The following is a 25,769-nucleotide window of genomic DNA, read 5'->3' on the forward strand; positions in this document are numbered from 1 at the left end:
TATAATTTTGTTTTAAACAATTAGTAACCATAATTCCAAAAAGTTTAGTAATGAGAAGAATTATACTTTTTAATATTTTAATGACTTTAATTCTAGTTAGCTGTGGTATTCCTCAGGCTGATTTTGATAAATTAAAGGAAGAAAATGATAAATTAAAAAAAGAAATTGCAGAATGCCAGCTAACTCCAACTCAAATTCTTGAGCAAGCTCATGAGTTCTATGACGCCTTAGATTATATCAGAAGTAAAGAACGACTTGAAGTTCTAGTTGATAAATACCCTAATTCTGGCGAGACTAAGAAAGGAAAAAGCTTATTAAAAAAGGTCAAGAAAGAGATTCTTCAAACTGAAAAAGCACTAAATAAAGATAAGTTAACCGAAGAAAGTAATCCTGAGGATTATAAAAAAGCATTTGCAAAAATGCGGAAGAAGTATGATGCTGTTAATGAAGTGACATGGTATTCAGATAAATCTTCTATACAGGTAAATACCAAAAGTTATTTTCAGACTTATATTGGTAAAAAAGATAGCCGTAAACCATGGTTAGGATTTTCTATAAACTATTTCACTAAAAAAGATTGGTTATTTATTCAAAGAATCGAAATAGATGTAGATGGTAAAATCTATGATGTAGAAGAAGATACACCTGGAGAATTTAACTCAAAAGAAGAATCCGGAGGAAAAAGAGAATGGATTGATCGTGTTGTAAAACAGCTTGAGATGCCTATGATAAAAGCGATTGCTTCTGGAAAAAAAGTTAAAATAACATTTTTCGGAAAAGAAAATGTTGATTCAAGAACCGTAAGTAAAGCAGAAAAGAAGGCTATGAAAAATGTCTTGGTAGCTTTTGACGTACTTAGAGAGCTTAAGTAAATTATAAAATAACCTAAAGTAAACGGTTTGAAAAGTAAATGAACATGTTATCAATTTACTTTTCAAACCGTTTCTTTTATACAAACTAATACTAAAATAGGGTTCATAATCGAATACTTCAGTTTTGTGAATGATATCCTAAAAATTCTCCCTATATTCCGCCCCTGTGGAATAAATATAGAAAAAGAAAAATGGAATTTATTAAACCCTTGACCTATGGAGTGCCTCTTTTTTTGGCACTAATTTTATTAGAGCTCACCTACAGTAAAACTCATAATCAAAAGGATCTATATAATTGGAAAGACTTAACTGCCAGTTTAACTATGGGTGTAGGATCAGCGATCTTAGGACCATTAATCAAGACTATTTTTTCTATTGTACTCTTTCATTTTGTTTATGAACTCTTTAATCCTGAAATTAATGGGATTCGAACTAATATAATGGGTTGGAAATCCTTTGGATTTGCATGGTATGTTTGGCTTTTATGTCAACTCGCAGATGACTATACCTATTATTGGTTTCATAGACAAAATCATATGGTAAGAGCTTTATGGGCCGCACATATTGTACATCATTCTTCGGATAATTTTAATTTGGGTACTGCGGTAAGAAATGGGTGGTTTACTCTTCTTTACAAACCATTGTTTTATATGTGGTTACCCGCAATAGGATTCCCTCCGGGGATGGTAATAGTTTGTCTGGGTATTGAAGCCCTATGGCAATTTCAACTTCACTCGGTATATATTCCTAAAATGGGAATAATTGAAAAAATATTCAATACACATACCATGCATCAGGTACATCATGCCAAAAACATAGAGTACATGGATAAAAATCATGGAGGATTTCTCAATGTTTTTGATAAAATATTTGGCACATGGAAAGAACTAGACGAAGATATAGATATACAATATGGTGTTACACATGCTCCTAATTCATATAATCCATGGGTGATCCTCACTCATGAATACAAGGACATATGGAATGACACCAAAAAATCAAAAAATTGGTATCATAAATTCATGTATATTTTTGGCCCTCCCGGATGGAGTCATGACGGTAGTACTTTGACCGTAAAACAGATGCAACGAGAACTTAAGCTTAAAAAGTAAAAAGCTTGACAAAAATCCTTATTTTTAAGATTCTTAAGAATATTTATCATTATGGATTATCAAGGCGTCATAGATCAACAACGTTTATTTTTTAATACGAATACGACGAAAGACACCTCTTTTAGAATTAAAGAACTAAAGAAGCTAAAAAATATATTACAAAAAAATGAGAAGCTACTTTATGAGTCTATCTATGCCGATTTTAAGAAATCCGAATTCGAAACTTATGTTACAGAGTTATCCATAATTTACCATGAAATTGATCTTGCTCTAGTAAAAATTAAAAAATGGGCTCGTAAAAGAAAAGCCTCTACAGGATTAGCTAACCTTCCTGGAAGAAGTTATATTATCCCAGAACCATATGGGAGTATTCTTGTAATCGGAGCGTGGAATTATCCATATCAATTATCACTTTGCCCAGCGATAGCAGCAATTGCTGCAGGATGCACTGTTATTCTTAAACCAAGCGAGATGCCATCTCATACCGCTTCGACAATGGCTTCACTTATTAATCAAAATTTTGACCCTGCTTTTTTTAAAGTGATTGAAGGCGGAGTAAAGGAAACATCTGGTCTTTTAAAAGTTAAATTCGATAAAATATTTTTTACAGGAAGTGTATCGGTAGGAAAAATTATCTATCAGGCAGCTGCAAAACACCTTACTCCGGTTACTCTCGAATTAGGAGGTAAAAGCCCTGCTATAATTACCAAAGACATACATATAAATATGGCTGCCAAAAGACTGGTTTGGGCCAAATTTCTTAATGCCGGACAAACTTGTATTGCTCCCGATTATGTTTTAGTAGAATCCTCAATATACGATCAATTTTTATCGGCGATGAAAGATCACATTAATAAAGCTGATTATGAAGTAGCTCATCATAACTATACGCAGATCATTAATGATAAGAATTTTGATAGACTCAATAATTTAATAGATCCCGATAAAATATATGTAGGCGGTTTAGGTAATCCAGAAGAGCGGGTAATACCTCCTACAATCCTAAAAGATGTATCTTTTTCTGATAAAGTAATGCAAGAAGAAATATTTGGTCCTATTTTGCCTGTACTTTCATTCGATTCTATCGAAGAAGCTATCACAAAAATTAAAACATTATCTAAGCCTCTTTCTTGCTATGTTTTTACCAAAAACAAAACTGTAAAAAACAAAATTCTAAACGAGATATCCTTTGGAGGCGGTGCTGTAAATGATGCTGTAATGCATTTTGCAGAACAATCTCTTCCTTTTGGAGGTGTTGGAGATAGTGGCATCGGAAATTATCATGGAAAATATGGATTTGATACTTTTTCTCACTTTAAGAGCATCCTGCAAAAACCATTTTGGATAGAACTCAATTTAAAATATGCTCCATATAGTGCAAAAAAATTGAAATGGTTAAAACGAATTATCGGATAAGTACATTGTAATTCGTTAGAGCAATTTTTAATAATTTCATAAAAAAAAGCAATTAAACCTATCGTCGGGCTTTGATCGCAAAGACTAGTGGGTATAATTTCTCTTTTGTCGCAAACATCTTGTTTTCATCCTTAATTAAACCAGGAAAAACCTCATAAGGCGATCCGTCATATTCATTTAAGTATTCTATAGTTAATCCGGCTTCTGTAAGAGATGATACTACTTCTCCTAATCCATGATTCCATCCATACTCTTTACTAATGATATTAGATTCTGGATTAGCATATGTTCCTTTATATTCTTCATAGATGACATCTTTTTGATGATATCCATATTTCATTATAGGCTTCTCTTTTAAATAATCAAACATCCATACTATAGGGTGAAACTCAACTATATAAAAAACACCACCAGGTTTTAGTCGTTCAGCAATCATTTTGCCCCAGGGTTTTAGATCAGGCAACCATCCAATAACTCCATAACTAGTAAAAACAATATCAAACTTATCTTTAATGTATTCTGAAGTATCCAAAACATTACAACATACAAATTTTGCACCCAGATCCAACTCTGCATTTAAACTTTTGGCCAATTCGATTCCTTTTTCTGATAGATCAACACCAGTACATTTTGCTCCTAACCTACTCCAGCTTAAAGTATCCTGCCCAAAGTGACACTGAAGATGTAATAATGACTTACCAGACACATCTCCTAGCGCTTCTAATTCATATTGTTTCAATGAAGTTTTTCCTTTTTTAAAAGCTTCTATATCATAAAAATCACTTTTGGCATGAATATCAACTTTTTTATTCCAGGTCTGTTTATTGGTTTCAAAATAATTGTGTAGTTCTTTAGACATTATGAGATTAATTTAACCAAGTATATTTATTTTTCATAAATATAATAAAGTCAATTTTATTAAAGTATATGATAAAAAAACAATGGCATGTATTAAACAAATACAAAACCGTAACTTTGAAAAATCAGTTTTCAACCTATTACTATGAATAATTTCTCTACTACATTTTTTGTCTTTTTTGTATGTATTTCATTCTCGGCAAAATCACAATCTTTTGATACTCCAGAAAGTATAACATTTGATGAAACAACAGATTCTTATTACATTTCTAATATTGGTAGCGGAGAGATCCTTAAAATAGATAAAACAGGTAAAAAAACATCTTTTGTCTCAGGATACACTTCATTTCTTGGTGTAAAACTATACAATGGAGTTATTTATAGTGCAGAAGACAATAAATCTGGAGATGACTTTATTCGAGGATTTGATATATCGACAGGGAAGTTAGTATTTTCGTTAAGCATACCAAACACTAAACAGCTTAATGATATCGAATTTGATAATAAAGGAAATTTATATGTTTCGGATCGTGAAGGAAATACAATTTTCAAAGTATCGATAGACAATAAATCTTATGAAATTCTGGACAATACTATTAATACTCCAAACGGACTTTATTTTGATCCTAAAAAAAATAGGTTATTAGTCTGTAATACAATAGACAAAAGTGCAGTATACGAAATAGATTTAGAAAGCAAAAAAACTACATTAGTTGTCAAAACCAATTACCCACATTTAGACGGAATCACAATGGATAAAAATGGATTAATTTATCTTACTAGTTGGTCAATTGATTGGAAAAATAGTACCCTTTTAAAATATGAAAGCAAAGAATTTACAGAAATTGCAACGAATAGCAATGGGATGGCCGATATAGAATATAATCAAAAAACAAATGCTATAGATATCGCACAATTATTTGACAACTCGATAGTACATTTTAATCTTTTGAATAAAAAAAAATAGTATTGTACATACATAAAAATCTAATCTGATTCCCTAGTCGCAAAACAAGTAAAAAACCCATAAAACACAGGGTTTTGCACGATACAAGAGTTATTTACACTTATAATTCAATTCAAAAAAAACTTATTTTTTTTCACTTTTTTTCATAGGTTGAGGTTTCCCGTAAGAATTCTAAAAAAATCTGTACTAAATTAGTAATAGAGAAAAAATAATGAAAAATACACTTTTCATTATACGTCAGTTTACCGATCAATAATTGCTTATACTTACTATAACTAACTATGAATGACTTAATTTTAAAAGACACAAATATGAGTTTAAATAGAATAGCTAGAAAAAGTGGTGTAACATTAAACACACTTAGAGATCTTACTCAAGGAAATGTAAGATCTGGCATCGCAAATAAACTTGGGGTTACAACTTCTTCATTACAGACATTTGTAGATGGAGGTACTAGTAATGCACTTGCTACTAAAATAGAAATAACCTCATCAAGTTTACAAGAACTTAGAAACATGATTGGACAAAGAGGTGCAATTGGATTAATCGTTAGATTATTATTAGTTTGAACACTAGTAACTCTGGTTTATCATAATCGATTTCTTAATAAAAATGTCGATCACCTTCATATACTTTTTCAGTTTCGATAGAAACACATTCTACAGATATCCAATACATCAAAAGAACTTATCAATGAGGTCAAAAAAGTAGACTTAAGTCTTTTACATTGATTTGTAATAAAATCGCATAAAAAACGACCTATCATATATGATAAAAGAATTTAAAGAATTTTCGACCGGTGCTGTATTAAAAATTGCCAACGAAGAACTATTACAGACCTACACTACATCAAGACTTATAGAATTATATACTTTTATCTGGGTTAGAGATACTAATATTAATGTAGAGATTGACGGAATTTCTACAACAGTAAAAAAAGACAAAATTGTAGTATTGACTCCAAATCAATATTTTAAATTTATCGATGGGTCAAATGTCTTGGTATATCAGTTTAACAGGGAGTTTTATTGTATCAAAGATCATGATAAAGAAGTAAGCTGTGTCGGAGTACTTTTTTATGGTAACACCACTATCTCTATTGTAGAATTAAATGTAAAAGAACAAAATAAATTAGATCAATTACATAAAGTTTTTCTGGATGAATTAGATACTGTAGATACTATACAGGCAGAAATGTTACGCATGCTAATGGCTAGATTTATAATAACGACTACACGTCTTATCAAACAACAAAGCAATTATAATAATCTTGGAGATCAAGTAGATTTGATCAGAAATTTCAACATCCTGGTTGATACTCATTTTAGAACAGAACATGCAGTTGGTTTTTATGCTCAAAAACTATTTAAATCCCCTAAAACGTTATCTAATAATTTTGCAAAATTTGAGAAAAGCCCGCTGCAGATTATTCATGATCGAATAATTTTAGAAGCCAAACGCCTACTTATCTACACTGATAAATCTGCTAAAGAGATTGCTTATGAAATCGGTTTTGAAGATGCATCTCATCTTAGCAGAATGTTTAAAAGACACACATCTCTTTCTCCCTCAGAGTTTAAAAAACAATTAAAACCAGAACCCGAAGGGAAATATTGACAAGAATATGGGAAAAAAATCCATATATTAGTATTCGTTTTTGCCCCAACTTTGTATCCTAAAAATAAAATAACTTACCGAAGTGTTTTCGGATAAAGTATATTAGATATGAAAAGTTCAATTCGCACAATCAAAACAGCAATATTTAGCATTTTATTTCTCTCTCTCTCGATAAGTAATGCTCAAATAATATATGAAGATCAATTAGAAACCATATATCTAAATAAAAATGCAGAAGAAGTAGTGTATACAAATAGCTTCAGCAATTTTAATAATGATCTTATTGCTACAAACGAAATTAATTTCAAGAGTCAAATTCAAAAAGCCAACCAAAACAATGATCGTTTGTTGTTCTTATCAGAAAGGAGTAATCTGCAAATTCTAACCGTAACTTATTTAAAAACTATACGTAGAGGAGCCAACCAAAGTAACAATCCTGAGTCTTTTAAAGCTTTTATTAACGATAAATTACCAGAGCTAATTAATCAATTTAAAAAAGATAATAATCTAGAAGAATTGTATATTATCTCAAGAAAGAATACTTTTAATGGGAAAATCGATGCTTTACCCAGTGTTTTGTAACGTGTTTACCACACTAAAAAGCTAACAAACAACAACCTAACATGAAAAAGATTCTACCCCTCTTGTTACGAATCATCGTAGCATTGATCTTAATTCAAACACTAAGATTTAAATTTACTGCTCATCCAGACAGTGTTTATATATTCACAAAAGTTGGATTAGAACCTTATGGACGAATAGGAACGGGAATAACCGAACTAATCGCAGGGGTTTTATTATTAATACCAAAAACAGCGTGGATTGGTGCAATGTTAACTCTCGGTATCATAGGGGGAGCTATCATGATGCACTTGACTAAATTAGGTATTGAAATTAATAATGATGGTGGAATTCTCTTTATCACTGCAGTAGTAACTTTTGTATTAAGCGCAGTTATTCTTTGGATTAGAAGAAAAGAAGTCAAGTTTTTTTAACTCTAATTCGGTTAGACACTAATACATAGTATTTAAAAAAAGTATTCAAACACTTCTTTATAATAGAGGTGTTTTTTTATATCCGGGAAAAATCGACAAGTCCTTGGGAAAAACTACCATTTCTTTCCCCTCTTCTATGGCGCATCTTTGTACTGTTAATTTAAAACTATACAAAAATGACAGTACAACATAAATCGATTTTCAATTTAATTGAAATTTTTAGTAAAGGAAGAAAAAAAATAGCCGCCTCTATTCATCCAAAAACACATTGTGAACAAAAAGGTATTCATGATTTTTATTGTGATACCAAAAAATCTTTCGTCCAAAGGTAAGTTTCAAAAATAGGTCGGGAAAATTTGACAAGCAATCGGGAAAAACGACTATTCTACCCCACCTATTTCCACACGATCTTTGCCTCGTTAATTTAAAACAAAATAACAGAAATCTGAAAAGGTTTCAATTTCAATAAAATAACTAAAAATAATTATATTATGAGCACATTTAATGTACCAACAAGAGAAGAAGTAAATGCTAACAATCAAGCAATATTTGATAACCTAAATAAAGCATTAGGATTTGTACCAAATCTATACGCAACCTATGCACACAGTGAAACAGCACTAGAAAACTACCTAAATCTTTCAAATGCGAAAACATCACTTTCTGCTAAAGAAAAAGAAGTAGTGAATTTAGCAGTAAGCCAAGTAAATGATTGTATCTACTGTTTATCTGCTCATACAGCAATAGGAAAAATGAACGGGTTTACCGATGAGCAAATTTTAGAACTTAGAGCTGGTCGTGCTTCTTTCGACACTAAACTTAATGCATTAGCAGGATTAGCCAAAAACATCACAGAAAACAGAGGTAAAGCTAATCAGAATGTTGTAGACAACTTTCTTACTGCAGGATATTCTAAAGGAAACTTAATAGATACTATCGTATTAGTAGGAGATAAAACTATTTCTAATTACTTGCATAGTACAACTCAAGTTCCTGTAGATTTTCCGGTTGCACAACCATTAGAAGCTACAGAAGTCTAATTACCCCCGATTGAACCTCACAGACTAATATCATACTCGATCTGGTATTTCTGTGAGGTTTTAAAAAATAATTTCAAAAACAATTTAAATATAAATATCAAAATCATGAAAAAGTTAATTACCGTATTCTCATTTATTTTAGCAATTACATTTAGCGCTCAAGCACAAAAAGTAAAAAATGTTTCATTAGAGCAAACTAAAGGAGAATTCACTCAAAAAGAAATAAAACTATCAGAAGGAAGCTACGTATTTAATATTACCAACAACCATGCAGGAACAGATGTTGGCTTTGTATTAGTTCCAGAAGGAAAAGATGCTTCTAATGCCGAAAATCATATCAAAACAGCATATGTAACTAAAGTAGTAGCCGAAGGAAAAACCGAAAGCTCTCAGACAGTTGCATTACAAAAAGGAACCTATAAATATTTTTGTCCTTTAAATAAAACCCCTCAATACACTTTGGTTGTAGAGTAGTTCTCTATATCTTTTTAAAACCTAAAACCTTGTTAATCTCGATTAGCAAGGTTTTTCTTTTTATATTTTAGCCAAAAATAACCCACAATGAAAAAAGCCTTAATAGTATTATCATCTATTTTATTATGTGTCGCATGTAACAACAACACTAAAAAAGAAAATACATACGAAGAGGATATAGAAGTTAGAGACCCAGAGCCTGTGGTAGATAAGAATAAAAAGAAAATACCGACAACGGCAGAAGCAATTGCTAATGCAAACGGATTACAGCATTGGGATAAGGTAAAAGAAATTAAATTCACTTTTAATGTTGATCGAGACAGTATTCATTATGATAGATCATGGAGTTGGAAACCAAAAAATGATATGGTAACTCTAACCTCTGAGCAAGATACTATAACCTACAACAGAACTCAATTAGATAGTATTTCTATTAAAGCAGACCAAAGATTCATTAATGACAAATATTGGTTATTAGCTCCTTTCAATCTTGTTTGGGATACGGCAAGTTTTACTTCAAAACATGAAGTAAAATCCATCGCTCCTATAAGTAATATCGAAATGCAAAAATTAACCATCGTGTATAAAAACAAGGGAGGATATACCCCCGGAGATGCTTATGACTTTTATTTTGAAGGAGATTTTAGCATCAAAGAATGGGTGTTCAGGAAAGGGAATCAACCAGAGCCTTCTATGATTACTTCCTGGGAAGATTATCAGAATTTTAATGGTATTAAAATTGCCAAAACCCATAAACTGCACGAAGGAAATCGAAAGCTTTATTTTACAGGAATTGAAGTAATTACCGAGTAAAATAGCAAGCACCATAGATCTTTGAAATCATTTATATTACTTTCTCATATATCTTTTCAAGATTTCTGTTAATGAATTAATGCTATTGTATTAACACATATTATTTCTTCTAATTTGATCTTCTAAATATCAAAATTAAGTTTATTGCTTCTAGTATCATTTTATTTTTGTAAATTAGTGAAACACTGTTTCAATTATTAAAACACCTAAAATGACCATAGCATCAAAAGCTAGTTTAGAATACGCAAAAGAGCTTGATCAAAAAGACAAAATAGCACAATACAGAGATCAATTTCATATTCCAAAAGATGATAACGGAAAAGATTGGATATACATGTGTGGTAATTCTCTGGGGTTGCAACCAAAAACTACACAAAAATACATCCAACAAGAACTTGAAGATTGGGCTAATTATGGTGTAGAAGGTCATTTTGAAGCCAAAAATCCTTGGATGCCTTATCATGAGTTTTTAACAGATACCATGGCAAAAGTGGTCGGTGCAAAACCTCTTGAAGTAGTTATCATGAATACTTTAACTACCAATTTACATTTGTTAATGGTATCTTTTTACCAACCTGATAAAACTAAATATAAAATTGTAATAGAGAGTGATGCATTTCCTTCGGATCGTTATGCTGTAGAGTCTCAATTACGGTTTCATGGCTTTGATCCTAAAGAAGGATTAGTAGAATGGAAACCACGTTCAGGGGAAGAATTATTGAGATTAGAGGATTTAGAAACTATTCTCGATCAACAAGGTGACGAAATTGCTTTATTATTAATTGGAGGCGTAAATTATTATACTGGTCAATATTTGGATCTCAAGAAAATTGCTGATCTAGGGCATGCCAAAAACTGCATGGTTGGTATTGATTTGGCACATGGTGTTGGTAACATTCAACCAGAGTTACATGATTCTGGAGTCGATTTTGCTGCATGGTGCACTTATAAATATTTAAATTCTGGCCCTGGCAGTTTGGGAGGATTATTTGTTCATGAAAAACATGCATACAATAAAGATCTAAAACGTTTTGCTGGCTGGTGGAGTCACAATAAAAACACCCGTTTCAATATGCGTCAGGAATTTGATGTTATGCCCGGTGCAGAAGGTTATCAATTAAGCAACCCTCCTATTTTATCTATGGCAGCGATTAAAGCCTCTCTAGATATTTTTAACGAGGTAGGAATGGTTGCTTTAAGAGAAAAGTCTAAAGCACTAACAGCATATTTCGAATTTTTAATTAATGAGATAGATACCGATAGAATCAAAATCATTACTCCTGCCAATCCAGAAGAAAGGGGATGTCAATTATCTATTCAGGTTAAAAATGCAGATAAAAGCCTACATCAAAAACTTACAGATCATCATATTATTACAGATTGGCGAGAACCTGATGTTATTCGTTGTGCTCCAACGCCACTATACAATAGCTTTGAAGATGTATACAGAATGACCGAAATATTAAAAACATTAGTATGATGCAAAAAGAAGAAAACATACTTATTATCGGTGCGGGTCTATGTGGTTCTCTCTTGGCATTAAGAATGGCACAAAGAGGATACCATGTAACTGTTTATGAAAGCAGGCCTGATTTAAGAACTACCGATATATCTGCAGGTCGTTCTATCAACCTCGCATTATCTGATCGAGGTTTAAAAGCCATGAAAATGGTTGGTATTGAAGATAAAGTAACTCCGTTTTGCATTCCGATGTATGGTAGATTAATTCACGATATTGAAGGAAATACATTTGCCTCTAACTATTCTGGAAGAAAAGGAAAATACATCAATTCTATTTCTAGAGGAGGTTTAAACGGGTTACTGCTAACTGAAGCAGAAAAATACGAGAATGTAACTATACATTTTAACAAAAAATGCACTGGTGTCGACATCGAAAATAAAGTTGCAAAATTTAAATGTTACACTACCAAAGAAAAGTTCGAAGTACATGCAGATATTATCTTTGGTGCAGATGGTGCAGGTTCTGCTCTTAGAAAGAGTTATTATCTCGAGAAAAAGTTTCTGTTTAGCTACTCTCAGAATTACCTGACACATGGATATAAAGAATTAGAAATTCCTGCAGGTAAACTTGGGAATCATCAAATAAGCAAAGATCATTTACATATCTGGCCCCGCGGTGAATATATGCTTATTGCCTTGCCAAATTTAGATGGTAGTTTTACCGTAACATTATTCTTATCTTACGATGAAGGGGAATACAATTTCAATAATTTAACGAGTATTGAAAAGGTTACAGAGTTTTTTAAAGCACAATTCCCAGATGCTCTTGACTTGATTCCAGATATTGATCAAGAGTTTTTTAACAACCCTACAGGAGCGTTAGGTACTGTAAAATGCTCCCCATGGTACTATAAAGGAAAAACATTACTAATTGGAGATGCCGCTCATGCAATTGTACCATTTTATGGTCAGGGCATGAATGCTTCTTTTGAAGACGTGGTTGTTTTTGATGAAATTTTAGAACAACACAAAGGAGATTGGAATGCTACTTTTAAAGCATATCAGAAAGCAAGAAAAGAAGACACAGATGCCATTGCAGATTTAGCAATCGATAATTACTTCGAGATGCGTGATCATGTAGCTAATCCACTATTTAAAGAAAAAAGAAAACTGGAAATGGACCTAGAAAAAACATTCCCAGGCACATATTTCTCAAAATATTCTATGGTCACTTTTGATGAGAACATAGGATATGCCAGAGCCATGAAAATTGGTAGAGCGCAAGATAAAGCTTTACTAAATTTAATTGCAGATAGTGAAATTGATATCTCAAAAGATTTAAAAAATATATTTGATCAGGTACAACAAGAAACAAGTGAAATACTTGAAGAAGATAAAATTGCTGGATTAAAATAGATAAAAAAATCTAAGATTTCTAAATTAAAAATGAACACATAATAAATGAAAATTATAGACTCTCAATACTCAATATTAACATTTCAACACTATTAATCATGAACAAAGGAAAACTAATACAAGGTAAAGCCACTCCCAGAGGCAAGTTTCCGCATGTAAAACGTGTTGGTGATTTTATATTTGTTTCAGGTACAAGTTCCAGAAGACCAGACAATTCATTCGAAGGTGTAGAAGTAGATGAGTTTGGAACAACAAATCTAAATATCAAAGCACAAACAAAAGCTGTTCTTGAAAATATTAATGATATTTTAAAAGAAGAAGGTGCTAATCTAAAAGATATTGTCGATGTGACTTCTTTTTTAGTCAATATGAACGATTTTGGGGGTTATAATGAGGTCTATGCTCAATATTTTGATTATGACGGACCAACAAGAACCACCGTAGCTGTGCATCAATTACCTCATCCTCATTTATTGATAGAAATAAAGGTAGTTGCTTATAAAAAACAAAACTAAATAGTTTGTAATCTCAAAAATAAACAAGGTAACCATGAGTAATGCCATAGATAAAAAAATTCTAAATACTTCTGTTGAAAAAGCATTCAATATTCTAGACTGCTTTTCTACAGATACAATAGAATTGGGTGTTACTGAAATTGCAAAGCTAATGCACACTAATAAAAGTGCCGTATACAGGATGTTAGCAACTATGGAAGCCCTTAATGTAATTCAACAGAATACAGAAAATGGAAAGTATAGGTTGGGACTTAAATTATTCGAATTAGGGCAAAAAGTAAGCATCAATAAAAATTTTATATCCAAGGCAAGGCCATTCATGGAAGAATTAGTAAAACGTGCTGGCGAGACCGCTCATTTAGCTATTCATAAAAATCAAAAAGTATATTTCTTAGATAAAGTTGTAGGAAGGCACGATTTACAAATCAACTCACAAATTGGTACAGAAAGGCCACTGCATTGTACTGGATTAGGAAAAATTATGCTCGCATTTGTAGAGCACGATTATAAAAAAATCATTAAAAATCTTGATTTAGAATCAGTCACTAAAAACACAATAACGGATAAACAAAAATTAATCACCGAGGTGGAAAACATTAAAAGTAATGGTTTTGCTTTGGATCTGGAAGAAAATGAAATAGGATTAGTATGTGTCGCCGTTCCTGTTTTTAACACTAAAGGAAAGTTTATTGCCGCAATAAGTACTTCTGGTCCTTCGGCTAGATTTAATGAAAATGAAATTCAGACCTATACAGGAGATTTAAAACAAACGGCTGAGCAGTTAAAATACATTTTCAGTTAATTAAAAAATTGAGAACGCATGAAAAAAATTAAAAACTATATTAATGGTGAGTTCAAAGCTCCTATGCAAGATCAGTGGATAGATAATTACAATCCATCTACTGGTGATATATATAGTTTAATCCCTAACTCTTCAGCTGCAGATGTACAGCTCGCTTATGAAGCTGCCGCACAAGCATTTCCTACTTGGTCAGAAACCCCATTACAACAACGTAGTGAAATCTTGGCCAGGATAGCCTCGTTGATCACAGAAAATTTGGATCAACTTGCCCAAGCAGAGACTATAGATAATGGTAAACCTTTAAGTCTATCTACCAGTGTAGATATCCCAAGAGCGTCTTCCAACTTTCAATTTTTTGCTAATGCAATTACTCAATTTGCAAGTGAAGCACATGAGAGCACAGGTTTAAATGCTATTAATTTTACCCTAAGACAATCTATAGGTGTAGTTGGTTGTATTTCTCCTTGGAATTTACCACTCTATTTATTTACCTGGAAAATTGCTCCGGCATTGGCTGCTGGTAATACGGTGGTAGCCAAACCAAGTGAAATCACACCGATGACGGCTTATTTACTAGGTGACATTTGTACTAAAGCCGGACTACCAAATGGTGTTTTAAACATTGTTCATGGCTTAGGAAATACTACAGGGCAGGCTATAATAGAACATCCAAACATTAAAGCTATCTCATTTACAGGAGGGACAGCAACAGGTGCACATATTGCCAGAACCGCTGCTCCTATGTTTAAAAAACTATCCTTGGAATTAGGAGGTAAAAATCCAAATTTGATTTTTGCAGACTGTGACTATGACAAAATGCTTAGTACAACAATGAGGTCATCATTTGCCAATCAAGGACAAATATGCCTCTGCGGTTCTCGAATATTTATTGAAAGAACTATTTATGATAAGTTTAAAACAGATTTTACAGCAAAAACTAAAGCATTAAAAGTTGGCGCTCCACTTGATCCGGAAACGAACTTAGGGGCATTAGTTTCAAAATCACATCTGGAAAAAGTAAAATCATATATCGATATCGCAAAAGAAGAAGGAGGCACTATTCTTTGTGGCGGTAATTATGTAACGGTAAATGGTTATGAAAAAGGATACTATTTACAACCCACTATTATCGAAGTCAACTCTACAGATTGCAGATTGGCTCAAGAAGAAATTTTTGGACCTGTTGTTACAATCATGCCATTTGACACCGATGATGAAGCTCTGGCCATGGCAAATGATATACGCTACGGGTTATCCTGCTCAATTTGGACAAATAACTTAAATAGAAGTATGCATTTAGCAAAGCATATACAAGCTGGTATTGTTTGGATAAATACATGGATGATGCGTGATTTACGTACTGCATTTGGAGGTACTAAAGACTCTGGTGTTGGTAGAGAAGGTGGATTTGAGGCCTTAAGGTTTTTTACCGAACCTAAAAACGTTTGTATACAATATTAAAGAATAATATAAATTTTAAAAAAACATCCATAATGAATCTAGGTCTAACTCATAAAAACGCATTAGTTTGTGGGAGTACTCAAGGTATAGGAAAAGCATCTGCTAAACAATTAGCCGAATTAGGAGCTAATATTACCTTAGTTGCTAGAAATGAGGAAAAACTTCAGCATGTTCTAACAGAATTAGCAACAGATCAAGGGCAATCACATAATTATATCGTAGCAGATTTTCAGAACCCTGAAAGCTTACAACAAAAAATTTCTGCTACAGAACAGGTTTTTCATATTTTAGTAAATAACACAGGTGGGCCAGCTGGAGGACCAGTATTTAAAGCCTCTCTAGAAGAATTTGAACGCGCCTTTACCCAACATTTAAAATGCAATCATATCTTGGCGCAAACTGTTGTCCCTGGAATGAAAAAAGAAGGGTATGGAAGGATAATTAACATTATTTCAACCTCTGTAAAACAACCATTGAATGGATTGGGTGTTTCTAATACTATTCGCGGTGCAGTTGCAAACTGGTCTAAAACATTAGCAAATGAACTAGGTGTATTTGGAATTACGGTAAACAACGTATTACCAGGCGCTACAGCAACAGAACGACTAAATGAAATCATTAATAACAAAGCAACAAAATTAGGTAAATCAATAGAGGAAGCTTCTAATAGCATGAAGAATGAGGTACCAGCAAAACGATTTGCCAAACCACAAGAAATAGCTTATGCTATAGCATTCTTGGCATCTGAAGCTGCATCTTATATCAACGGAATAAACCTTCCTGTTGATGGAGGAAGGACAAAGTCCTTATAGTTAACTATTTGTTATTACTAAATACCGATCAAAATAATTAAATTTAATACAAAATACTAATCAATAGTGTGGATTGCAATGATAGTATTAACCCTATTGAGTAAAACAACACATATAAATTAAAACAAGCATATGAGCAATCTAGTTTCACCGTTAAATTTTAAAGCCTGGATAGACGAACATCGCCATTTACTAAAACCTCCTGTTGGTAATAAATGTGTATGGAAAGATGGAGATTTTATTGTAATGGTTGTTGGAGGGCCAAATAATAGAAAAGATTATCATTATAATGAAACACCAGAGTTTTTCTATCAGGTAGAAGGAGACATGGTGTTAAAAATAATGGATAATGGTGAACCTAAAGATGTTCATATCAAAGAAGGTGATATTTATCTATTACCTCCCAAAGTTCCGCATTCTCCACAACGAGGAGCAAACACAGTAGGTTTGGTAATTGAATATCCTCGAGAAGAAAAAATGATGGATGCTCTGGAGTGGTATTGTGAAAATTGCAACACACAACTATATAGAGAAAAATTCGCATTGGATAATATCGAAACTGATATGCCTATAATTTTTGATACATATTATAGTGATAAAACAAAATGCACTTGTTCTAATTGCGGAAGTGTAATGGATGCTCCAAAAAAGAAAAAACAATAATCGATTAAAAAGATCCCTGTATAAATAACAGGAATAACATCTATAATGAAAAGAAAACTTCGCATAAACGGTCATTCACATTTACTACCATATCCAGAAGAGATTCCTCAGTTCATGAAAGACAAAGAGATCTTTTGGGTAGATGACGAACGTAAGTACATGTTACAAAAAGGATGGAAGCGCCCAGTTACTCATTCTAGTTTTTTCTTAAATGAAAAATTAGAGTGGATGGAGCAAAATAAAATTGATCATGCAGTAGTATTAAACCTTTCTCAATTATATGGTAACGGTTTACGTCTAGAGGAAATGAAGCATGCGTTAAGGTTTCAAAATGATTTTAATGCTCACGTACAAAGGGATCATCCAGATAAGTTCTCCTGTGGTTTTGTAATACATCCGGGGTTCATTAACGGAGCACTATGGGAAATGGAGCGTTGTGTAGAAGAATTAGGAATGCATGTACTATGTCTACCAACCCACTTTATGGATTCTATCGGACAGTGGCGATGTATTTTTGATGAAGAAAATGATCCAATTTTTGAGCTAGCAGACAAGTATAAATTGGCTATCGAAGTTCATCCCTATGATGGTGATAAAATGATTAAATTAGAAAATGTTTCCTGGCGTTTTCATTTGGTATGGATGCTTGCACAATGTGGTGACGCTTATCATTTTTATACTCTTAATGGAATGCAAAGTCGCTATCCCAATATAAGAACTTGCTTCGCACATGGTGGACAATTAGCACAAATGAATCTAGGAAGACGTATTCAAGGATTTGACGGAAGACCAGACTTGTTTGAAGGAAAACAACATCCTCGAAAAGCTGTAGGACATCCTAACATCTATTTTGACACTCTAGTACATGATACAGATTCATTAAAACTAACTGTAGACCGACAAGGCAGTAATCAAGTAATTATGGGGTTAGATGATCCTTACCCATTGGGAGAAATGGAAAGTGCACCTCAATCATCCTATCCCGGGAAAATTCTGGATTTAGCACTGGATCGTGATATTATAACTACAGAAGAATATGACGACATCTGGGAAGATAATGTTCTACGTTGGTTATTTGGTGATAATGAAAAAGCAAAACAAGATTTAATTGATAAAATTTTGAAGTAAAGTTATTTTAAAAATACATCATTTGTATTTTGTAACAACAAAACACAAACAAACATTAAACACTGTAAATCTGACTGTTACACACGTTATAATATACTAATTTTAGAAAAATACCGTTATTTTCATGTAGTAAAGACATAAGCCTTGAATGTCTATAATATAGCTCAAGGAAAAAATCTTAAAACCTTTTCACATGAAAAAAGAACTTTTAAAATTAGCAGGAGCAAAACAATTAGCAAAAGAAACTCAAAAAACTATTCATGGAGGTAAACCAAAACCAGCATCAGATTGTGGAGGTCGCGGTGATATCGAATGTTGTGGTGATGGACCAGGACAATGCGGATCGGACCCTCACTGTAGTGGAGGTATGTTAAGTGGTGGTCGTTGCGTTTGCTTCTAAACTAATTAGTAATACCATATATATAAGGCAAAACAATTTGTTAAAACATACAAATTGTTTTGCCTTTCGTGTATAACTAGTATTTAAGTAATCAAATAAATACTAGCTTTTTCAATTTAACAAGAGATCTCATCTTAATTTTCTAGATTTGCAAAAAAGCAAAACTTATGCATTTCATACCCGAAGCTCTTGATGAATATGTAGTAAACCATACTCAAAAAGAACCCAAATTACTACAACAACTAAATCGTGAAACGTATCAAAAAATATTACAGCCCAGAATGCTTAGTGGTCCATATCAAGGACGTGTTCTGAGTATGTTATCCAAACTTATTTCCCCAAAAAACATATTAGAAATAGGAACATACACAGGGTATTCTGCTATATGTCTGGCTGAAGGAATTCAAAAAGATGGAGAATTACACACCATTGACATTAATGAGGAGTTAGAAGATTTTCAAAGAAAATATTTTGACCTTTCTGATCATGGAAAACAAATTCATCAACATATTGGTGATGCTACTGAAATCATCCCAAATCTGGATATGAAATTTGATCTGGTATTTATAGATGCTGATAAACCTAATTATCCTACTTATTTTGAGTTGATTATTAATAAAATGAATTCTGGAGGTGTAATTTTATCTGACAATGTATTGTGGAATGGTAAAGTAATCGAAAAAGTTGATGATGAAGATATTTCGACAAAAGCGCTTTTAAAGTACAATACCCTTTTAATTGAAGATAAACGAATAGAAACTGTATTATTACCCATTAGAGATGGGTTAACGATTAGCAGAGTGTTATAATTTTAAATAAAACAAAGTGGAAATTATTTATTTCCACTTTGTTTTATTTAAAATTTATTTATGCTATTGAACTGCTTTTAAGGCATCAATATTACCATATCCAAATTTACTATTACGATTAGGATAAAATTCACCTGCTCTTTTTAACTTATCAAGTACTTGAGCTCTAGTCATATTAGGATTACGTGCCCATACTAAAGCAGCAATTCCTGCTGTGGTAGCTGTCGCTACAGAAGATCCTCCTACATAAGTTTGTGTTCCTGTATTAAATCCTATAACAGGTACATTTCTATTAGAATCTCCTGCTCTTTGCATTACAATAGTAAAATCAATTTTACTTCCATCATGACAAGTATTACAGCGATTATATCCATTATCTTTTATTCCTGTAACAGCAACAGCCTCTGACATGCTTGCTGGAAAAATAACACCATACCAATTTGTAAACGTAGTCGAAGTCCCTCCAGCAGCAATTATCATTTTTCCTTTTCCGTAGGCATATTTTACAGCATCTTTTACATTACCAATAGACCAGGGATATCCAACAGACATAGAAATAATCTTAACATCTCCTCTATTTCCTAATGCTTTTAAAGCATTACTAACTCCTTTTCGTTCATGATAATCATTTAACACCACATCTTCTGTCCCTCTATAGGCAACCAAATTACAATTATATGCTACTCCTACCGGCATAAAATCATCATTACGTGGTGATGCTATTGCTGATGCCATTGAAGTACCATGCCCACATTTATCATTAGGGCCATCCAGATTATTAGACCACCACCATGGAGAATCGATAAAAGTACCAAATCGCTGTACAAACCTTCCATTAGAAGCTCCATCATTAAATCCACCACCAAGTAAATTCTGACTTGCAGAAATCCCTGTATCAATCAATCCAACCGCTATACCAGCTCCAGTACTATAATTCCAAGCCTGTGGTACTTTATGAATATCAAAATTCCAAGGTAATCTTGCGTTAGGTGAAATTACTCGATAATCTTCACTATTGATAGACTCCGCACTTTGGCTACATCCTTTTGAAGATTTTTGCTGATTAGAAATGTCTTCTTGTAAATAAAAGCCATAACCAATTGGGTCTAAGTAACGAATTTGATCTGCCTTTTGTAATGCTTTTATGGTCTCTAAACTAGTAACTTTCACATCGGTTACATTAAGTATTTCATCAGCTGATATTACAGAGCTAGACTTACTCGCTCCTTCTTTAGACTGTATAATATTATATACATTTTCCCTAGCTTCATTTAATCTTGGTGATCTTTGAATAGAGAAGCTTTCATCTTTTTCTCCAAAACCAACACTTAAAACTTCTCCGCCATGCACTACAGCACTCCATAGTACAGCCGAGGGTGCTTTCATCCAGTTTACATCGCCATTTTGTTTTAATTCGCCTTCGATGTACGAATTAACTTCTGGTACAGAAAGTAATTTTTGAGATTCAGAAATTTCTGAATTTGGTTCTACAATTTCATTAGGGTTTTCTTTAGAGCAAGAAAATGCAAGAATTAGTCCTAAAGCTAGAAGAGTAATCTTTTTCATTTTTAGAATAAGTTTTAAGAGTTTGTGTGTAAAAAGTTGATAAATGACAATTTTGCAAAAATTACAAATAATTATCATTTTAATGATTTCACAGCTAATGTATTAAATTATATTTAAATATTTAGCAATTAAATTATCATATAATCAGAAAAAAGATCAATATTATGCTTGCATAAGACTAAAAAAAGTTACTAAAGCCTTGTAAAAAGTCAGTGTTCACGGGGAGTTTAATCGTTTGTTATTAAAAATGAAAATGTTTCAAAAAAATATTCATTTTTTTGAATATTAATCAGAATTTACAAGGAGAAATAAACAAAAAAACAAGTTTATGAAATGATATCGCAATTTAGAATTTGCGTTTTATTGGACCAGTAACTTTATCAATATCATCTTTTACCTGGTCGATTTCTTTTTTTATATCAGACGTAATTGAAGTAGGAATATCGGTATCAATACCATGCTTTTCTGCACTTTTGGTAATTTCGGTTTTGATATCATTGGTAGCGTCTTTAACTATACGCATTCCTTTACCCAATCCCCGTGCAATCTCAGGAATCTTATCTGCACCAAAAACCATTACCAATATAAAAACAATAAAGGCAATCTCGGTTCCGCTAATAAATAAAGGTAAGGTTGTCATAACACTGCAAATATAATCAATATTGTGTAAAAAAGCCATCCCGAAAAGATTTCGAGACGGCTTTTATTTATCTTTTGTAAAAGAACGGGATTACTGCCCTTTTACTTTACTTTTAAATTGCTCAAATTTCCCTAGCTTCTTTCTTTGAGGCCAGCTATTATTAGAGGTGTCAATATCTGCCGTCTCTTGTTTAGGGTCAACCACTATCTTAGAAATTGCTTTCTCAGAAGCTACAGCTCTTTTTACCTCAACATCATTTTTTCTCCAAATTTCTGCAGGATATGTTATTGTTTCTTTTGTTCCATCTTCATATGTATATTCTACAATCAATGGCATTACAAGTCCACCTGGTTTCTCAAAGGTAATCTCATAGAAAAATTTAGGCTGCTTAAGTTTTTCGCGTTCTTTAATAGAAAAATTATCCATTAGATATGCTTTTAATGTTTTAGCATCACTAATAATATTTCCATTCTTTTTAATCGTTTCATATTCTTCACTTCCTTCTTTAACCATATATACAAGTGGCCCTAGATCTTCTACTTTGGCACCTACGGATGCGGCATATTCTTTTACCTTTTCATTTGGTTCTTTAGAAACTACATATTTCTTCACTTCTTTCACCCCAATATCGGTATAATCTGTAGTATAGAACCATCCTCTCCAAAACCAATCTAAATCGACAGCAGAGGCATCTTCCATAGTTCTAAAAAAGTCTTCTGGTGTTGGGTGTTTAAACATCCATCGCTGAGAATACGTTCTAAATGAATAATCAAAAAGATCTCTCCCCATTACGGTTTCTCTTAGAATATTTAGGCCTGTTGCTGGTTTTGAGTAAGCATTAGGGCCAAATTGGTGAATATTATTAGATTGAGACATAATTGGAGATAGGAAATTTTGATTTCCACTCATGTAAGGCACAATCTTTTTTGCTGGTCCACGACGAGATGGATATTTTTTGTCTTTTCCTAATGCTTTTGGGTACCATTCTCCAAAATCTTGTTCGGCAACATATTGTACAAAAGTATTAAGACCTTCATCCATCCAAGTCCATTGGCGTTCATCACTATTAACAATCATCGGGAAAAAGTTATGGCCTACTTCGTGAATAATTACACTCATCATTCCATATTTTACACGATCGCTATAGCTACCATCAGGTTTTGGTCTTCCGTAATTCCAGCAAATCATAGGGTATTCCATACCTTGATTTTTTGCATGTACAGAGATTGCCTTATGATAAGGATAATCAAAAGTCATTCGGCTATAAGATTTCAATGTACTGGCAACTACTTTTGTAGACCAATCTTCCCAAAGAGGATTTCCTTCTTTAGGGTACATCGATACTGCCATTATATCTCTTCCTCCTATTTTAACTGCCATCATATCCCAAATAAACCTCCTGGAAGTAGCAAACCCAAAATCACGTACATTTTCGGCTTTTAGTTTCCATGTTTTCTTATTTTCAGAAAATGTTTTTTCTTTTGCTATAGCTTCTTTTTGAGTTACAATAACTACTGGCTTATTGTATGATTTCTTTGCTGCTTCATAGCGGCTCATCATATCTTTTGTAAATACTTCTTTTCTATTTACCAATACTCCGGTTCCATCTAAAATATGGTCTGCAGGAACGGTAATATTTACATCGAAGTTACCAAATGGTAATGCAAACTCTCCTCTACCCCAAAACTGGTGGTTTTGCCATCCTTCAACATCATTATAAACTGCCATACGAGGATAAAACTGAGCGATAACATATGCTCTGTTTCCATCTTCGAATTCTTCATATCCAGATCTACCTCTACCATTTACATGATCATTAATATTATACCACCAATCAATTGAGAATACAAATTTCTCACCAGATGCCAAATCTTTAGGCATCTCTATACGCATCATGGTTCTATTGATTGTATATTTAAGTGGGTTTCCATTACTATCTTTTACGGCTGTAATATTAAATCCGCCATCAAAAGGTTCTGCAAGATATTTTGTTAAAAAACCACCAGGTGTGGTTGCTGGATCAACTCCATTTGCCTGAATTAAAGGAGTCTTAGAGTCCTTAGCCCTCATATTCTGGTCTAATTGCACCCAAAGAAATTCTAAATTATCAGGTGAATTATTAGTATATGTAATGGTTTCTTTTCCAGAAAGTTTTTTGTTTTTATCATCAAGTTCAATATCCATTTTATAATCAGCTTGTTGCTGATAATATGCCGGACCCGGGGCTCCAGAACCTGTTCTGTACATATTCGGAGTTGCAAACTCGTCGTACATTTGTTTGAATTTGTTCTGATTAGTATGTCCTAATTCACGAACATTTTTAGCCTCTTCTTGATTTTGAGCATATGAAATACCTGATATCAAAAAAGTCACCGAAAGGACTAAAAGTATCTTTTTCATCGTAATGGTTTTGATTTTAGTGTTATGATTTCGCAAAGTAATTGTTTTTTAAAAGTTTACTGATTTATTCACTAAACTTTAACACCCCTAAGCCTTTTTCTTTTTCAAGTATAAGACTTTTGCGTTGATTTCCTTTTTTAACATGAACAATATTCTGTTGTTCTTCAAAAAGATCCATCAAAACTTGATTTGTGATTTCTATAGTATGTAAAGAAGTAATATTTTCTATTTCCAGATAGCAAATGATAAGATCATCCTCATATTCTTTTCCCAAAAATGTAAAAGAAACCTCTTCTCCATTCACTACAAATTGTAGTTTCTGATTAAGATATATCGTTAAATTTTTATCTACTCCAGAGCTTTCTTCATCTTTATCCAAATTGGTAGATTCATCGTATCGTACTTTTAGAAGTTCTTCTATATCATCAACAAAAACTCTGGAGACAATCTGCAATGACTGTTGTTTTTCATTGTAATCCACCTGTGTTACACTTACATAAAATTTATGTGCTGTTTTAAAAGAACTTAGCGGAACAGACATCACAAAAAGAAAGAGCAGTAAGATTTTATTCATCATCTAAAATTTGTAAAGCGTTAAATGTAATTAATTTTAATGTTATGCATTAAAAAATTATGCCAAACTTCGAATCATTAGAAATAAAGAGTTAAAATCCGTTCTCATATTGGTAAAATTTAGTTACCCCAGAAATATATTCATTGTTTGTTCACCACAAATTCTTTTCGTTTATCCGAGAATATTCTTAATACAACATTGTGATTTTCTTTACTAAATTCATATTGAATAGCACTCGTCTGAATACAGAATAATAAAAAATCATATATCTTCTCTTTGGGAAGTTTGTATACCGAGGATAAAAATTGTTCTCCATAAAAATCCTGAATAACCTCTAAACTATTATTTTCTTTATCTAATTTTCTTGTTGTTTTTAAGGTTTTATAATATCCAGATAGATTTTTATAAGTTGCTTCAATATCTAGTCGAAATCCTATACCATAAAACATAATAGTTTTATGCATTGGTATAATTTCCTCCATCTGAATTCCGTCATAAACAGGTATTCCAACATCCTCAGGGCTAAACAATTCTTCGGTCTTTATATCCTTAATATCGGTATTCAAATTACCTGACAATTGTACTCCTACAATTACTTCATCTAATTCATTAAGGTTTTCTTTTAGCGTAAAACTAAATTCTTTATTGTCATACATGTTTTTATTTACTACAATAACCTTTAGATCATATTGAACAGATGAAATAACAAATACATCTCCAATAGTTCCTTCTATAAAGAAAACTCCTTCTTTGTTTGTAATAGTAAATAGATTGGCTGTTTTATTGATGATATGAATTCCTTCTGAACTATCATTTTCTATTACCCCCTTTATCATTTTTCTTTGGCAGAAAACCGAAAGAAAGAAGAAATGAAATAAAATAATAGTTAAGTATTTTTTCTGCACTTATGGTTGTTAAAATTCATTATTAAAGACAAACTATATCCAATCATGTTGCA

General features: G+C 32.5%; 27 protein-coding genes. 21 read left to right on the plus strand and 6 right to left on the minus strand.

Annotation, left to right across the window (positions count from 1 at the left end):
* Window positions 1-50: 50 nt before the first annotated feature.
* The 3 genes from DG435_RS20340 (at window position 51) to DG435_RS20350 (ending at window position 3,400) form a co-directional block, all read left to right on the plus strand.
* The gene (locus DG435_RS20340) at window positions 51-872 is read left to right on the plus strand and encodes a hypothetical protein (protein WP_159025696.1); all 822 of its coding nucleotides are present in this window, start codon (window positions 51-53) and stop codon (window positions 870-872) included.
* Window positions 873-1,063: 191 nt separating this feature from the next.
* Window positions 1,064-1,984 carry a sterol desaturase family protein gene (locus DG435_RS20345; RefSeq protein ID WP_106794080.1) on the plus strand — a complete coding sequence of 307 codons (921 nt, stop codon included), beginning with the start codon at window positions 1,064-1,066 and terminating at the stop codon, window positions 1,982-1,984.
* A gap of 51 nt (window positions 1,985-2,035) precedes the next feature.
* Window positions 2,036-3,400: an aldehyde dehydrogenase gene (locus DG435_RS20350; protein ID WP_106794079.1), complete on the plus strand. Its 1,365-nt coding sequence runs from the start codon at window positions 2,036-2,038 to the stop codon at window positions 3,398-3,400.
* 58 nt (window positions 3,401-3,458) lie between these two features.
* On the opposite strand, the gene DG435_RS20355 is transcribed toward DG435_RS20350, so the two are convergent.
* A complete protein-coding gene (locus DG435_RS20355) occupies window positions 3,459-4,259 on the minus strand; it encodes a bifunctional 2-polyprenyl-6-hydroxyphenol methylase/3-demethylubiquinol 3-O-methyltransferase UbiG (RefSeq protein ID WP_106794078.1) in 801 nt (266 codons plus the stop codon).
* Between the two features lie 144 nt (window positions 4,260-4,403).
* On the opposite strand from DG435_RS20355, the gene DG435_RS20360 reads away from it, so the two are divergent.
* From DG435_RS20360 to DG435_RS20445, 18 genes are all read left to right on the plus strand, one after another.
* Entirely contained in the window at window positions 4,404-5,225 is an 822-nt protein-coding gene (locus DG435_RS20360) for an SMP-30/gluconolactonase/LRE family protein (RefSeq protein WP_106794077.1), read from the plus strand.
* Between the two features lie 311 nt (window positions 5,226-5,536).
* Complete coding sequence (locus DG435_RS20365) at window positions 5,537-5,794, plus strand: hypothetical protein (RefSeq protein ID WP_159025695.1); 258 nt, start codon at window positions 5,537-5,539, stop codon at window positions 5,792-5,794.
* Between the two features lie 199 nt (window positions 5,795-5,993).
* A complete protein-coding gene (locus DG435_RS20370) occupies window positions 5,994-6,842 on the plus strand; it encodes a helix-turn-helix domain-containing protein (RefSeq protein WP_106794075.1) in 849 nt (282 codons plus the stop codon).
* A 108-nt stretch (window positions 6,843-6,950) separates the two neighbouring features.
* Window positions 6,951-7,424 (plus strand): hypothetical protein, encoded by a 474-nt coding sequence (locus DG435_RS20375; protein WP_106794074.1) that lies wholly within the window; start codon window positions 6,951-6,953, stop codon window positions 7,422-7,424.
* Window positions 7,425-7,486: 62 nt separating this feature from the next.
* Complete coding sequence (locus DG435_RS20380) at window positions 7,487-7,837, plus strand: DoxX family protein (RefSeq protein WP_369872309.1); 351 nt, start codon at window positions 7,487-7,489, stop codon at window positions 7,835-7,837.
* Window positions 7,838-8,328: 491 nt separating this feature from the next.
* On the plus strand, window positions 8,329-8,877 hold the full coding sequence (locus DG435_RS20385; RefSeq protein WP_106794073.1) for a carboxymuconolactone decarboxylase family protein: 549 nt from the start codon (window positions 8,329-8,331) through the stop codon (window positions 8,875-8,877).
* A 105-nt stretch (window positions 8,878-8,982) separates the two neighbouring features.
* Window positions 8,983-9,351, plus strand: a complete 369-nt coding sequence (locus tag DG435_RS20390) for a cupredoxin domain-containing protein (RefSeq protein ID WP_106794072.1) — start codon at window positions 8,983-8,985, stop codon at window positions 9,349-9,351.
* An 87-nt stretch (window positions 9,352-9,438) separates the two neighbouring features.
* A complete protein-coding gene (locus DG435_RS20395) occupies window positions 9,439-10,164 on the plus strand; it encodes a hypothetical protein (protein ID WP_106794071.1) in 726 nt (241 codons plus the stop codon).
* A 211-nt stretch (window positions 10,165-10,375) separates the two neighbouring features.
* Window positions 10,376-11,644: a kynureninase gene (kynU, locus tag DG435_RS20400; protein WP_106794070.1), complete on the plus strand. Its 1,269-nt coding sequence runs from the start codon at window positions 10,376-10,378 to the stop codon at window positions 11,642-11,644.
* Window positions 11,644-13,041: an NAD(P)/FAD-dependent oxidoreductase gene (locus tag DG435_RS20405; RefSeq protein WP_106794069.1), complete on the plus strand. Its 1,398-nt coding sequence runs from the start codon at window positions 11,644-11,646 to the stop codon at window positions 13,039-13,041. Before kynU ends, DG435_RS20405 begins: the two co-directional genes overlap by 1 nt.
* A gap of 98 nt (window positions 13,042-13,139) precedes the next feature.
* Window positions 13,140-13,556, plus strand: coding sequence for a RidA family protein (locus tag DG435_RS20410; protein ID WP_106794068.1), 417 nt, complete (start codon window positions 13,140-13,142; stop codon window positions 13,554-13,556).
* Window positions 13,557-13,590: 34 nt separating this feature from the next.
* Window positions 13,591-14,358, plus strand: coding sequence for an IclR family transcriptional regulator (locus DG435_RS20415; RefSeq protein ID WP_024768986.1), 768 nt, complete (start codon window positions 13,591-13,593; stop codon window positions 14,356-14,358).
* Window positions 14,359-14,376: 18 nt separating this feature from the next.
* Entirely contained in the window at window positions 14,377-15,819 is a 1,443-nt protein-coding gene (locus tag DG435_RS20420) for an aldehyde dehydrogenase (RefSeq protein WP_106794067.1), read from the plus strand.
* A gap of 32 nt (window positions 15,820-15,851) precedes the next feature.
* On the plus strand, window positions 15,852-16,631 hold the full coding sequence (locus DG435_RS20425) for an SDR family oxidoreductase (RefSeq protein ID WP_106794104.1): 780 nt from the start codon (window positions 15,852-15,854) through the stop codon (window positions 16,629-16,631).
* Between the two features lie 132 nt (window positions 16,632-16,763).
* The gene (locus tag DG435_RS20430; protein WP_106794066.1) at window positions 16,764-17,294 is read left to right on the plus strand and encodes a 3-hydroxyanthranilate 3,4-dioxygenase; all 531 of its coding nucleotides are present in this window, start codon (window positions 16,764-16,766) and stop codon (window positions 17,292-17,294) included.
* Window positions 17,295-17,339: 45 nt separating this feature from the next.
* Window positions 17,340-18,422 (plus strand): amidohydrolase family protein, encoded by a 1,083-nt coding sequence (locus DG435_RS20435; protein WP_199852720.1) that lies wholly within the window; start codon window positions 17,340-17,342, stop codon window positions 18,420-18,422.
* Between the two features lie 193 nt (window positions 18,423-18,615).
* Window positions 18,616-18,822, plus strand: a complete 207-nt coding sequence (locus DG435_RS20440; RefSeq protein ID WP_074408341.1) for a hypothetical protein — start codon at window positions 18,616-18,618, stop codon at window positions 18,820-18,822.
* A gap of 167 nt (window positions 18,823-18,989) precedes the next feature.
* Window positions 18,990-19,631 carry an O-methyltransferase gene (locus DG435_RS20445; protein ID WP_106794064.1) on the plus strand — a complete coding sequence of 214 codons (642 nt, stop codon included), beginning with the start codon at window positions 18,990-18,992 and terminating at the stop codon, window positions 19,629-19,631.
* A gap of 63 nt (window positions 19,632-19,694) precedes the next feature.
* Here the strand turns inward: DG435_RS20445 and DG435_RS20450 are convergent, their stop codons facing one another.
* From DG435_RS20450 to DG435_RS20470, 5 genes are all read right to left on the minus strand, one after another.
* Window positions 19,695-21,197 (minus strand): S8/S53 family peptidase, encoded by a 1,503-nt coding sequence (locus tag DG435_RS20450; protein WP_234387152.1) that lies wholly within the window; start codon window positions 21,195-21,197, stop codon window positions 19,695-19,697.
* A gap of 346 nt (window positions 21,198-21,543) precedes the next feature.
* Window positions 21,544-21,837, minus strand: coding sequence for a twin-arginine translocase TatA/TatE family subunit (locus DG435_RS20455; protein ID WP_024768994.1), 294 nt, complete (start codon window positions 21,835-21,837; stop codon window positions 21,544-21,546).
* 90 nt (window positions 21,838-21,927) lie between these two features.
* On the minus strand, window positions 21,928-24,237 hold the full coding sequence (locus DG435_RS20460) for a M1 family metallopeptidase (protein ID WP_106794062.1): 2,310 nt from the start codon (window positions 24,235-24,237) through the stop codon (window positions 21,928-21,930).
* Window positions 24,238-24,301: 64 nt separating this feature from the next.
* A complete protein-coding gene (locus DG435_RS20465; protein WP_106794061.1) occupies window positions 24,302-24,811 on the minus strand; it encodes a DUF6702 family protein in 510 nt (169 codons plus the stop codon).
* A 140-nt stretch (window positions 24,812-24,951) separates the two neighbouring features.
* The gene (locus DG435_RS20470) at window positions 24,952-25,647 is read right to left on the minus strand and encodes a hypothetical protein (RefSeq protein WP_106794927.1); all 696 of its coding nucleotides are present in this window, start codon (window positions 25,645-25,647) and stop codon (window positions 24,952-24,954) included.
* Window positions 25,648-25,769: the final 122 nt, after the last annotated feature.

This window comes from Aquimarina sp. Aq78 (assembly GCF_900299525.1).
Lineage (GTDB): Bacteria > Bacteroidota > Bacteroidia > Flavobacteriales > Flavobacteriaceae > Aquimarina.